At 43.3% G+C, this 12916-nt stretch carries 11 protein-coding genes; all 11 read right to left on the bottom strand.

What is annotated here, in order from left to right; all coding sequences use genetic code 11:
* Window positions 1–198: 198 nt before the first annotated feature.
* Window positions 199–1305, bottom strand: a complete 1107-nt coding sequence (locus tag ABVF09_RS18140; RefSeq protein WP_035427020.1) for an AI-2E family transporter — start codon at window positions 1303–1305, stop codon at window positions 199–201.
* Between the two features lie 190 nt (window positions 1306–1495).
* A protein-coding gene (gene prfB / locus ABVF09_RS18135) for a peptide chain release factor 2 (RefSeq protein WP_235162508.1) occupies window positions 1496–2594 on the bottom strand; the annotation gives its coding sequence in 2 pieces (ribosomal slippage) (window positions 1496–2530 and window positions 2532–2594; 1098 coding nt in all).
* Between the two features lie 101 nt (window positions 2595–2695).
* Window positions 2696–5206: a preprotein translocase subunit SecA gene (gene secA, locus ABVF09_RS18130; protein ID WP_371069789.1), complete on the bottom strand. Its 2511-nt coding sequence runs from the start codon at window positions 5204–5206 to the stop codon at window positions 2696–2698.
* A 187-nt stretch (window positions 5207–5393) separates the two neighbouring features.
* Window positions 5394–5630: a hypothetical protein gene (locus tag ABVF09_RS18125; protein WP_371069788.1), complete on the bottom strand. Its 237-nt coding sequence runs from the start codon at window positions 5628–5630 to the stop codon at window positions 5394–5396.
* Between the two features lie 477 nt (window positions 5631–6107).
* Window positions 6108–6680 (bottom strand): ribosome hibernation-promoting factor, HPF/YfiA family, encoded by a 573-nt coding sequence (gene hpf / locus ABVF09_RS18120; protein WP_153463213.1) that lies wholly within the window; start codon window positions 6678–6680, stop codon window positions 6108–6110.
* 188 nt (window positions 6681–6868) lie between these two features.
* Window positions 6869–7225 carry a flagellar protein FliT gene (fliT, locus tag ABVF09_RS18115; RefSeq protein WP_035427022.1) on the bottom strand — a complete coding sequence of 119 codons (357 nt, stop codon included), beginning with the start codon at window positions 7223–7225 and terminating at the stop codon, window positions 6869–6871.
* Window positions 7222–7623, bottom strand: a complete 402-nt coding sequence (gene fliS / locus ABVF09_RS18110) for a flagellar export chaperone FliS (protein ID WP_026570964.1) — start codon at window positions 7621–7623, stop codon at window positions 7222–7224. The genes fliT and fliS overlap by 4 nt, the downstream gene beginning before the upstream one ends.
* 26 nt (window positions 7624–7649) lie before the next feature.
* Complete coding sequence (locus ABVF09_RS18105; protein WP_035427025.1) at window positions 7650–9161, bottom strand: flagellar hook-associated protein 2; 1512 nt, start codon at window positions 9159–9161, stop codon at window positions 7650–7652.
* Window positions 9162–9175: 14 nt separating this feature from the next.
* On the bottom strand, window positions 9176–9553 hold the full coding sequence (gene flaG, locus ABVF09_RS18100; protein ID WP_026570966.1) for a flagellar protein FlaG: 378 nt from the start codon (window positions 9551–9553) through the stop codon (window positions 9176–9178).
* Window positions 9554–9682: 129 nt separating this feature from the next.
* Complete coding sequence (locus ABVF09_RS18095; RefSeq protein WP_153463211.1) at window positions 9683–10744, bottom strand: NAD(P)/FAD-dependent oxidoreductase; 1062 nt, start codon at window positions 10742–10744, stop codon at window positions 9683–9685.
* A 197-nt stretch (window positions 10745–10941) separates the two neighbouring features.
* On the bottom strand, window positions 10942–12915 hold the full coding sequence (locus tag ABVF09_RS18090; protein WP_371069787.1) for an SH3 domain-containing protein: 1974 nt from the start codon (window positions 12913–12915) through the stop codon (window positions 10942–10944).
* Window position 12916: the final 1 nt, after the last annotated feature.

Here is a 12916-nt window from a genome sequence, read left to right as displayed (position 1 = left end):
CATGTAAAATAATGGGAACTAGGTCTACTTTAAGACCGGATTCTCTTTTTTTATCTTACATCAAGACCACAATGTAAAATTTTAACTAATAAGGGAGGGTGACCCATTGATGCAATGCCAATGGGACAGTCCCCCACCACGTTAGCTCATTAGCGCGACAACGCTTTACCAAGCTAAATCGGCAGGGGGCGTCCCCATTCATACTTGTTCTTCAGATTTTGCTTTGCGGTGGATAAGGATGAATCGGTACATGTTGACGACGATCGATTTCCCTACTGCATAAGCGGGAACTGCCAAAATCAAACCGATGATGCCTCCGAAATTGGCTGCTACAAGCAATATTAAGATGACTGTCAACGGATGGATGTCCAGCTTTTTTCCCATTACTTGAGGAGAGATAAAGTTGCTGTCGATTTGCTGAACGATGACGATCACCAGCAGGACAAGCAATGCTTTTACAGGCGACTCCGTAAAGCCGACGATCACAGCAGGTGCTGTCCCGATAAACGGTCCGATAAATGGGACGACGTTTGTCACTGTTGCAACGACCCCCAGCACCAGGGAAAATTCCAATCCGAGAATGAAGTAACCTATCGTAAGCAGTGTACCAACACAAAGGCTGACTATCAGCTGCCCTTGAATATAAGAGCTTAATGCATGATCCAAATCCTTCAGTACTTTTCTTCCCTCGCTCTCATATTTGTTGGGAGTGAAGCGCAAGAGCCTGTTTGGCAGCTTGCCGCCTTCGCGCAGCATGTAAAACAGAATAAATGGAACGGTAACAAGTAATACCACAATATTCGTTATCGTGGTGATTACCGACACAATATTGGAGCCTATCGACTCCAGCGAACTGCTAAGGTAATCTCCGGCCTTGCTGACCAGTTGATCAGTGGAAACATTGCCATTCTCCTGAAACCGCTGAACCCAGCCATTGCTTTGTACATCTGCAATCCAGCCTTGCACACTATCGACTATCTGAGGGATATTTTCCACAAGTCTGGAAAATTGCTGCTGTAAAGGCGGACCGATCAGAAAGACGAGTCCTGTCAGTACTCCGGCGGCCAATAAATAAACCAGCAAAATCGCCAGAGAATCCGGCATATATTTACTTCCAAAGTGGACAAACGGCCTCATCAAATAGTATAAAACACCTGCAACAATGAGCGGAGCCGCCAGCGTTGTAAAGATAATGACAAGCGGGGTGAACACAAAACTCACCAAATCCAATAAATAAATAATCAATAACAACAAAATAATTCCCACAGCCGGGACAAACCACTTGCGTTTCGTCAATTCATGCATAACGTCACTTCCTCTTCTTTTCTTACCTATACAAATAATAGCCTAACTGCCAGCCTGGTAAACGTAGGAAAGAGGATGAGGAGGGCCTGACTGTCTTCCGTTTTCTCACTCATTCTCCAATCCTCATCAATCTCCATGATCGAAAAAAAGACTGGTAAATGCAACTTGGCACTTCCAGTCTTTCTAATCCTTACATTTGAGAACGTAAGTAAGCATCGATGAACGGATCGATGTCTCCGTCCATGACGCCTTGCGTATTTCCGATTTCATGATTGGTGCGGTGATCCTTGACCATGGAATAAGGATGAAATACATACGAACGAATTTGGCTTCCCCAGCCTATTTCCTTCTGTTCTCCACGGATTTCATTCAACTCTTGCTGCTGTTTTTCGATTTCCAATTGATACAGTTTCGCTTTCAACATCTTCATCGCTTGTTCCCTGTTCTTAATCTGGGAACGTTCCGATTGACAAGTAACAACGGTGTTCGTCGGGATGTGAGTGATCCGGACCGCGGAATCCGTGGTGTTAACGTGCTGTCCGCCGGCACCGCTGGAACGGTAAGTGTCGATTTTCAAATCTTCCGTTTGCACGTCTACATCGATACTGTCATCCAGCTCTGGCATCACTTCACAGGAAACAAAGGATGTATGCCTTCTTCCCGAAGAGTCGAACGGCGATATCCGGACCAGACGATGTACGCCCTTTTCCGCTTTCAAGTAACCATATGCATTATGCCCTTTAATCAAAAGGGTTACACTTTTCACTCCTGCCTCTTCACCAGGCAGATAATCCATCGTTTCCACCTTGAAATTCTTTCTTTCCGCCCAGCGTGTGTACATCCGCAGCAGCATGCTGGCCCAGTCCTGGGATTCTGTACCGCCTGCACCTGGGTGCAGTTCCAGGATTGCATTGTTTTTGTCATACGGCTCCGACAACAAAATGAACAACTCGTAATTGTTGAGTGCTTCTGTCAATTTGTTGACCTCCGACTCTAATTCCTCGCGAAGATCCTCATCATTTTCCTCTTTGACAAGTTCATAGGATACTTCCAAGTTTTCATGGGCTTCTTCATGTTTATCGAAGTTTTCAACAAGTTCCTTCAAACCGTTCACTTCGTTGATGACCTTTTGTGCTTCCTGCTGGTCATCCCAGAAGTCCGGTGCAGTCATTTCTTCTTCCAATTCAGCGATACGGGCCCTCTTTTGTTCTAAGTCAAAGAGACCCCCTGAAGTCCGCTAATCGCTTAGCCATTTTGTCCAACTCTTGCCTTATTTCCACTAATTCCATTTTGTCGTCACCTCAAATGATTGTTTATCAACGTTTTCCCGTTCCGGACAACGGAAAACACTTCCTGCTAAAGAAGTGTCTTCCTTTCCTCTGCTTGAGCATTAGCGCCCGTGACAGTTTTTATATTTTTTCCCGCTGCCGCATGGACAAGGGTCATTTCTGCCTACTGTGTCCGTTTTGACATACGGCTTTTTCGTTTTCTTCTTCTCTTCTTGGCCGCCGGAAACAGCCTGCGTATTCTTGACTACTTCTTCCCGCTGGAGGTTTTCCCTGATTTGTGCCTTCATGACATACTTGGAAACCTCTTCTTCGATGGCAGCGATCATTTGTTCAAACATCGCAAAGCCTTCCATTTGATACTCACGGAGTGGATCATTTTGACCATATGCACGCAGGTGGATCCCCTGACGTAACTGATCCATTTGGTCGATATGGTCCATCCATTTTGTATCTACCGAACGGAGCAGGATGACCTTTTCGAATTCGCGCATTTGTTCAGGTGTCAATTCTTCTTCTTTCTTGTCGTAGCGCTGCTTCGCTTTTTCGAAGATTACATCGATCATTTCCTCCGGATCTTTTCCGGTCAAATCATCGACTGTAATGTCCTCTCGTTCCAGCAGGTTGGCATGCAGATATTCGACTAATGCGTTCAAGTCCCAGTTTTCTTCCTCTTCATCAGAAGTATAGGATTGAACGGTCCTCTCGATCGTAGACTGCATCATCCGCTCGATGATTTCGCGGAGATCATCGGAATCAATCACTTCGAAACGCTGTTTGTAGATGATTTCCCTTTGCTGACGCAGTACATCGTCATAGGAAAGAATCGTTTTACGAGCATCGAAGTTGTTGCCTTCGACTCGTTTTTGAGCAGATTCGACGGCCCTGGAAACCATTTTACTCTCAATCGGCTGGGTATCATCCATGCCGAAACGCTCCATCATCGCTTTCATGTTGTCAGAACCGAAACGGCGCATCAATTCATCTTCCATGGAAAGATAAAATTGCGTTACACCCGGGTCTCCTTGACGACCGGAACGACCACGCAGCTGGTTATCGATCCGGCGGGATTCATGTCGCTCTGTGCCAATAACGGCTAGACCGCCCAGTTCTTTGACACCGTCTCCTAGTTTAATATCGGTACCGCGTCCGGCCATGTTGGTGGCAATCGTAACAGCACCCTTTTGTCCGGCATCCTCAATGATTTCTGCTTCACGATAATGGTTTTTCGCATTCAACACATTATGTGGGACACCCGCTTTTTTCAATAGCTTGGAAATCAACTCGGACGTTTCGACGGCAACCGTACCGACAAGTACTGGCTGTCCAGCTTCATGCCGTTCTTTGATTTCCTCGACCACTGCCCGGAATTTCCCTTCCATCGACTGGTAGATGAGATCCGCTTTGTCATCACGAATGATCGGCTTGTTGGTCGGAATCACCATAACATCCATGTTGTAAATATTGCGGAATTCCTCTTCCTCTGTTTTTGCCGTACCGGTCATCCCGGAAAGTTTTTCATACATCCGGAAAAAGTTCTGGAAAGTGATCGATGCCAAGGTCATGCTTTCGTTTTGAATCTGCAAGCCTTCTTTTGCCTCAATCGCCTGATGCAACCCATCACTATAACGCCGGCCTTTCATCAAGCGGCCTGTAAACTGATCGACAATGACGACTTCCCCTTCTTCCACCACATAGTCGCTATCACGGTGCATCGAAACATGGGCCTTCAAGGCCTGGTTGATATGGTGTGTCAAGGTTACATTGTTCAAATCAAACAAGTTCTCTATTCCGAAAAAGCGTTCCGCTTTGTTGATCCCTTCTTCGGTCAGTTGAACCCCTTTTGTTTTTTCATCATATGTGTAATCTTCTTCATTGCGAAGTGTACGCACATAAGCATTCGCCTGCTGGTAAAGACTCGCCGATTTTTGAGCCGAGCCGGAAATGATCAAAGGCGTTCTCGCTTCGTCGATCAAAATCGAGTCTACTTCATCAATGATGGCAAAATGCAACGGTCGTTGCACCATCTGTTCTTTGTAGAGCACCATATTGTCACGCAAATAATCGAAACCATATTCATTGTTGGTTCCATAGGTGATGTCCGCAGCATAGGCGGCACGTTTTTCATCTTTGCTCAACCCGTTGCTGTTGATGCCGACCCTGAGTCCTAAAAATTGAAACAGTTCGCCCATCTGGTTGGCATCACGTTCAGCCAAATAATCGTTGACCGTGACGATATGGACACCTTTGCCAGTCAAAGCATTCAGGTAGGCGGGCATGGTCGAAGCAAGGGTTTTACCCTCCCCTGTCTTCATCTCCGCAATATTTCCTTCATGCAGGGCTATCGCACCCAGTAACTGGACAGGGAATGGACGCATATTCAACACGCGCTTGGCGCCTTCTCTGACAACTGCATATGCTTCCGGCAACATACTGTCCAAGTCTTCTCCGTTTTGATAACGCTCTTTAAATGCTTCTGTTTTATTTCGTAACTCTTCATCTGTCAATCGCTCGTATTCAGGTTCCAGCGCTTCTATTTCATCTGCGGTTTTTTGCAGACGGTTCACTTGACGTTGGTTACCATCCCCGAAAACTTTCTTCAGTAATCCACGCATGTAAAACGCTCCTCTTTATTTAGGAAAGCTCATAAAACAGGCTTTCTTTCTCCTATATTTTAAATCTGTAAGAAATAGGTTAGTCCAAAATCAATAATAACACTAGCGGGGGGCGATGACAAGAAAGCGCCCGGGAATGGAGGAAGGCTTTTCCAGATAGATAAAATAAGCAGCCCGGAGGAGCGGGCTACTTATGCAGGCGAGGGAGCATAGAGGTGACGTGCGAGGCTTTGGGAGGTACGGTGAAACGGGGAGCATGCTGTTGAAAGAAATAAACTTTCTCGAACTTGATATGCTTCGCTTCTAATTCTGCCAGCTTCCTGTTGGTCACAGCGATGATTTCCAGCAGCTGGGTGATCGTATCTTCGTGTTGCTTCAGGATACTTTTTTGGTATTCACATTGTTTGCAATGGTCGACTGCCATATGCGCTCCCTCCCTTGAGGTATGGAATAAATGGACGGAACAGGCCGGAGAGGGTAAGCGCCGCCATTTTTATCCAGCCTGTTTCCGTGTTAAGTATGTTATACCACACGATTTATTTCCCGGAAAATCGTCATTTACTTAAAACCCAAAAAAAATCCCCCTGAAACGATACGTTTGCTAGGAGGATTTTCTGAATTTAAATGGTAATATAACTCGCAAACTATAAGTTTGGCGAAAAGAAAATATTTTTAAAAAAGGGATATGAAATATAGGGCGTACAGCGATGCTGCTTTAGAAAGTAAATTCGCAAAAGAAGGGAAGGGTTAGATCGGACACTGAAACGGCGGTTCTCACATTACTAAAAACAAAACAACGGTCCAGCGATCAATATCTGCTGGACCGTTTCTTTACAAAAATACAACATGGAATTTATTCTGACTTCATACTTGTCAATTATCATTTTTATTAAGGAAGCAATTAAGCCTCATTCGGTTCGATTAAACCGTAGCGGCCGTCCCGTCGGCGATAGACGACATTCGTATCACCTGTAATCGAGTTGGTGAATACATAGAAAGCGTGGCCCAGCATATCCATTTGCAGGACTGCTTCCTCTGAATCCATCGGTTTCAAATTGAAACGCTTGGTACGGACGATTTCAACGCCCGCATCTTCTTCCATTTCTTCCTGATTCAATTGGCTTTCCAACGCCTCCTGTTCGAGTTCTGCGAAAACATGTTTAGGAGCGCCGTTTTGCCGAGATTTTCGATTGACTTTTGTTTTATATTTACGGATTTGCCGTTCTAATTTATCCACTACAAGGTCGATGGCAGCATATAAATCGCTGTGTCGTTCCTCTGCCCGCAACAGCAGATTGGTCATCGGGATGGTTACTTCGATTACCTGCTCATCATTATAGACACCTAGATTAACATATACATCGGATGTTGGCGGTTTTTCAAAATACCGTTCTAGCTTACTGATCTTCTTCTCCACGTAACTGCTTATGGATTCAGTCACCTCTAGATTCTCACCACGAATGTTGAATTTCATGTCAGTGCCTCCTTTTTAACCTTATGTATTTATTATTCCACAATACCCTGTCCAATTCCTGCCTAAACGAAGAAATAATTTGTCGAATTTGTGTCGAAAAATTAAAGGAAAAGACATCCTCCCTTCCTAATTCAACCCCGTTTCACAGAATTTATCCAATAAAAAAAAGGCGTCGAAACGCCTCTTTTTCACTTCTTTTGATCTAAAAACATACCATCATAATTCGCTAATTGTTTATAAGGATTAGTATATTTATGGTTAGAGTTTTTTTGCTTTTTGACTGTTTTCATTTCTGTTCGCAACCTCATCAGTAACTGTTTCAGGCTGTCATGAACTTCCCGGTTTATCGGCAGTAAAGCGCGCCCTGTTTCCATTTCTTCCTCGGAATAAGGTGATGCAATTCCTTCTATCAAAGTGTCTCTGTGTTCGAGGACTCTATTAATCTCTGAAATGGTCTCTTCACGCTGGTCTGCAGGAATTTCTCCCTTTAACTTCTCGCTTAGTTCCAGGGTAATATCATAAAGAGGCTGGATCCGGTTCTTCATGCTTGGGCTCCCCGGCCATATTGTTTTTGTCTATTTAGTTTGATGACTTCCTTCCAAGTATCACGGAACTCTTCCACCAAGCCCATAACTTCTTCCAGGATTTCCTTATCGTTATTTATGTTCGCTTCCATAAGCCGACGATTTATATAATCATAAATAGGCAGGATTTCCTTGGAAATTTCGGCTTTTTGATCAAGAGTGACCATTAATTCCTGAATGATTTTTTGAGCCTTTTGTATATTGATGTTTTTTAGTTCATGGTTTCCTGCTTCAATATCCTTGACTGCCTGTTTTGTGAACTTGAGGCATCCGTTATATAGCATCAGCGTCAATTCCCCTGGCGAAGCGGTTGTCACGGAATTATTTTTATACGCCTGGTATTGCTGTTGCATTGACATTTGTGTAAAACACTCCCCATAACATATTATCCATTAAATTGTTGCATCAAATAAGAAGATTGTTCATTCATTCTTTGAATTGCTTTCTCCATCGCAGTAAATTGGCTCCAGTATCGGTCTTCGATTTGGGTCAATCGATCTTGAAATTGATCGATTCTGCTATCCATATCCTTAAGGCGTTTCCCCATCGTATATTGTTCAAGTGTTTGATATCCTTTACCAGCTCTTTCTTCTATTCTATTTACTGTAGAATTGATGGAATCATCAAGACGGTTGACAATCCCCCGTCCCTCACCTTCCACATCGTTTGAGAAGAGCTTGTATACTGAATCAGGATCTTTTTGAAGTGCTTCACGCAATTTCTTCTCGGTTACGATCAATTTTCCCCCGTCTAAGTAATTCGGAGAAGTTTCAATCCCTATTTCAGATAAATGAGAGAACTCACTTTCATTGTTGATTTCCGAATACCAGTCCTGCCGCATACTGAAAATCCCCGAGGAAAGTATCGAGTCACCTTTTAACAATCCGCTTTTCGCTTTCTCTTCCCATAACTCAATTTCCTTGTCTGACATTTCTTCTTTTTGGGCATCTGTTAATGGTTTATAATCACGATATCTTTCTTCGCTCAAACTTCCGTTCACCTTTTCAATCACTTCATTGTACTTATCGACAAATTCCATGATTTTTTCTACAGAAGCATCCACGTCATTACTGACGGTTATATTGGCGGAACCATTTGTTATGTCATTGAAGTTAAATGTCACGCCGTTTAGAGTCGTTGAGTTTGTTTTGGACTTCAACGTAATAGCGCCATTGTATATGAATTCTGCATCTTGCGCAGCCTTCTCCTGACCAAGCTGCAAGGTGCCTGTAAAAAACCCGGAGGTGTCTGCGCTGAAATCGATTTCCGGGCCTCCTTCATTATGTACACCTGCTTCTGTTCGCTCCATTACGACTTTATCCGCTTGTACGTCATAAAAAGCACGTACTCCGTTATCTTGGTTTGTAATCTTCGTCAACACACTATTTAATGTATCGTTTTCTGTAATGTCAATTTCGTATTCTGTTCCTTCTCCATTTTCATATGTGGTGAATTTCATCGTACTAGGTACTGTAACACCGCCGGTAAAATTCTGCTCAGATAGTTTGCCGAACGGATTTATCTTTTCAGTTCCTCCAGAAATCCCTTGGGTACTGACATTCACTGCAGCCTCTGCCAACTGAGTCACTTCAATGTTATAGGTTCCATTTGAAGCTGAGGCAGCTGCCGTGGCTGATACTGCATTTTCTTGTGACGAGGAAGCCTGTCTGGTACTATAGACTTTTTGATATTTCATTTTCTGAACCAGATCATCTAATTCAGATAAACTTTTGTTTACATCCCTGTAAGCATCGCGCTGCCAAGTTGTCCACGTTTTGTCTTGCTCCATCTTTTGCAGCGGGATACGCTCAGCTTCCATTAAATCATTGACTAGTTGATCGATGTCCATCCCGGAAGCCAAACCGCCAATTCGCATACTATTTACATTGTTTACCATTTTTTCACCAGCCTTTAAATCTTTTCATCGACAATAAATCCCATGAATTCAGCCATTGCTGCATAGACATCAAGAAGCTTTTTCGGTGGTATTTCCTTGATTACTTCCTTTGTATCCGTGTCTATCACTGTTACATAATACTTTTCAAGCTTGTCATGCAATTCAAACTTGAGACCAGTATGAGTCGGCTCTAAAAATTCATTCAGTGCGTCGATAGTGTTTTGGACTTGATTTTTTTCATTTTCTTCTTTATACGCACCATTAATTACTTCAAAATCAGTTTGTTCACTAACAGGTTCATTAATGGACCTTTCTCTTGCAGTTGTAGAAAACTCAAGTTGTTCAGTCTTTTGCAGGAGTTGGGATCCAGATAAAATCTTCCCAACGTTCATGGCAAAAGCCACTCCTATTCTATGTAGTTTCTTTTTATATCGGCAAGACATTTAAAAAGTAAAGGTTCATCCGAAAAATATATAATAAAACGGATAGGACATCTCCTATCCGTTCACCAATACTGAATGCTAGTGTCGTTTGTTCAGCCACAGCACACCCGATTTGGCCAGGCGAGGCAACAATCCTGTCACCGGCTGCTGCAGCATATTTCCAAAACCGTCCGATTTGCCCAATGAGCCTAAAGCTCCTTTTAACTTGATTTCTTTCGGCTGTTCCGGCGCATTGTCGTTTAACAATGCAAGCAGTACATCCGCTATTTGTTCCCCCTGTTGTCCAGCCAGCTGTGCACTGGGCGAATGCACAGAAGAAGCACAGTCCCCCACAACATATACCGTCGGATGAGAAGGAACCTGATAATAATCATTTAGCACTATCTTATTCTGTCGGTCCTTCGAGAATGGAAGCTCCCGGACCAAATAATTTGGCTGTACACCTGCAGTCCAAATTGTAACATCATTCACAAAGCAAACCCCATTGTTGCATACACCGTCTTTTTCGACATATTCGACATTTGCCTTGTGAATGACTTCGACGTCATTTTTGGCAAACCATTCTTCCACGTAATTTTGAATTTTCGAGTTGAACGCACTCAACACCGTTTCCCCACGATCGAGCAACCTTACGTTCAAGTCCGGCCGGCTTTCCCTGATTTCGGATGCTACCTCAATACCGCTTAAACCGGCACCCACGATGGCAACCTTACCATATGCTTTTAAGTCGCCGACTGCGACACTTCCATGTCTGGCCCGTGAAATGGTTTGCACGCTCTCGGTAAACTCCGCTGCTCCTTCAATGCCGTGGTAATTGTCTTCACAGCCCAACCCGATCACCAAGTAATGGTATGGGACAGCATCCGTCAACCCTTGGACAAGAATCTGCTTATCGTCCACGTCGATTTTTTCAATCTCTCCATACACATAATCAACCTGCCCGTGCTTCGGAAACTCCATTCTTACTTCCCTGTCTGCTTTTGTCCCGGCAGCTATTGCATAAAATTCTGTTTTCAACGAATGGTAAGGATTCCTGTCGATCAACGTAATATGGACATCTCCAGGTAATCCACCATCCAAAAGTTTATTCAGAATTTTAACCCCTCCGTAGCCGCCGCCCAGTATCACTAATCTCCTCATACCTTAACCCCTTATCTGTTCTAGTTGACTGGCTATGTATGCGCTGTTAACGGACACAAGCGCTTACACCGTTACCCCACTTTAAAGAGTATCAAAAAAGCTGTCGAATGACTAGAGGAAATAAGAAGGTTGTGAGACTTTCTTCTTATAAATTTGAACCCGGTATTTTTTACAAGAAATACCGGGTTTTCCTTTGTTTATTTTTCCTGCACAATCTTACTGCTGATCCAGCCCGTTGTTCCATCTAGTGTTTTCACTTGGTACCATTCGATTTGCGATTCATCCATATTAGAAACACCTTCATACGTTAGGTCCGTATCGGGAGTAGCAACGGCGACGATATCGGAATCCAGACTGGCACTGGCACGAATATTCGCACCATCTGTAGTAATTTGTAAAACTGTCGTCTCCCTTTTGCCCGTTGGCTGCTCTATTTCCTTAGAAGAAGCCGTTTGGAGAGAACCCCAGAGACCTTTTATCTGATCCATATAGTGGTAACCGGCAAACAAAATCGCTGCGAGTACAACAACACGGAATGAAACCTTTCGCTTCTTGGCTGTACCGAATAGATAATGATACCCATATCCAATAGGTGCAAACAGAAAACCAAACGCTTTTCCTAGTCCGCTCCCGATTGCACGCCCAATATAAGTTTCCTTCAAGTGCTTGGAAAATGCATCTTTTTCTTTGCTTCGTTCTATGTATATATCATAAATACGTTTCACACTAGTTGGCGGGATAGGCACATTTTTGACTCTTTCTTGAAATTTATGATGCTTGATACCAAAGTCCTTGGCAAAATCACTAATAATGATCGTCAAATTCAGTAAGTCTGAGTCTTGCTCAAATATCCATGCTTCTTCCCCATGTCGATTCCCCAATGTCTCAATTGTCCGCTCAAAATAGGTTAACAAGGATTCAAAATCAAGCTGTTTATCAACCTTCACACATGCCATCACATAATCTAGCAACAAATCAAGCTGAAGGGATAAATTCATTTTCAGTAAATCCTCATCGTCCACCAGGAAAGGGGACTGTTGGAATAATTCTTCCGAGAATTGAATATAGGCATGTTTATCCTCTAACCTATTTGCTTGACTCAGCAACGTGCTCCCATTTACAAGCTGGGCATAGTAAAGCACATCTTTACTCCCATTGATCGCTTGACGTGAAAGAGCAGGCTGTTGATTAATATAATGGTAAAACTCATTTGCGATTGCTTTAGCTCGATTTAACTCTTTTTTGTTAATATGGGAAGCAACAGTCCGGACGTTTTTTAGTGTCCACTTTTGGACATCTGGTTGTTTATCAGGGTGGACTGCCAGGGTGTATGTATCATGCAGCAGGTTCAACTCCTGAATTGTCAGCCACCTTTTGGCAAGTTCCTGTTGTACACTGATAAACAGCCCCCCATAAAGTGAAAGGAGAATATGTTGATAGTGCATCTTCAGGTTGTCCAGGTAACGCTCCAGCGTTTTCGTATAATAATCCCAAGCTTCTTCCACTGCTACCATGGAAGACTGTATTCTTTCATCATCATTATTAAAAGCACTCAATAAACCGCGTGCCGCTAAAGATCCAAATGGACCTCCCAACGCTCCACCTGCAAATGAAGCGACTATTTTAAAGAACGTTTTCCCACCGGCAGCATGTCGGATAGATGCTAAGAGCTCAATATATTCCTTCACTCGTTGAGCATACTCTCCAAGGCTCTCTTTCACTTCTTCCAATTCTATGTAAAGCCCCTGGGTTAAATAATCGAAAACGTCGGAGTCAAATTTATAAGCCTTAATAAGATTTCCATTTTCCTGTTTGGAGAAATTTTGTAAAGCATGATAGTAGCGTTTTTTTAATTTAGGAAACTTCAACGCCTGCTCGATGTCATGACTTACTTGCCGAACGTCCGTCAACTCAAAAAAGCGTTGGATGCATTGCTCATAGTCCTGTTTCGACTCTACCTTTTCTAGGTGCTGGTAGACTTCACGATTCAACTGTTTATACCGTGGAGTTATTTTTTTATAGACTAGATCAAGCATGTCATTGGTTTCACTATCGACAAATGCATTAATTTCATCTACCACATCTTTGTTTAAATGTTCGTTCATTCGTTGCCGAGCCGTCTTTATTTGAAAGAAAGGCTGGTCGAATAATTGTTCCGCTTCCGCCCCCATC

The organism is Sediminibacillus sp. JSM 1682029, from assembly GCF_041366435.1.
GTDB classification, from domain to species: Bacteria; Bacillota; Bacilli; order Bacillales; family Amphibacillaceae; genus Sediminibacillus; species Sediminibacillus terrae.
Note: the sequence above shows the minus strand (reverse complement) of the source record. Positions and strands in the feature narration are given on the sequence as shown.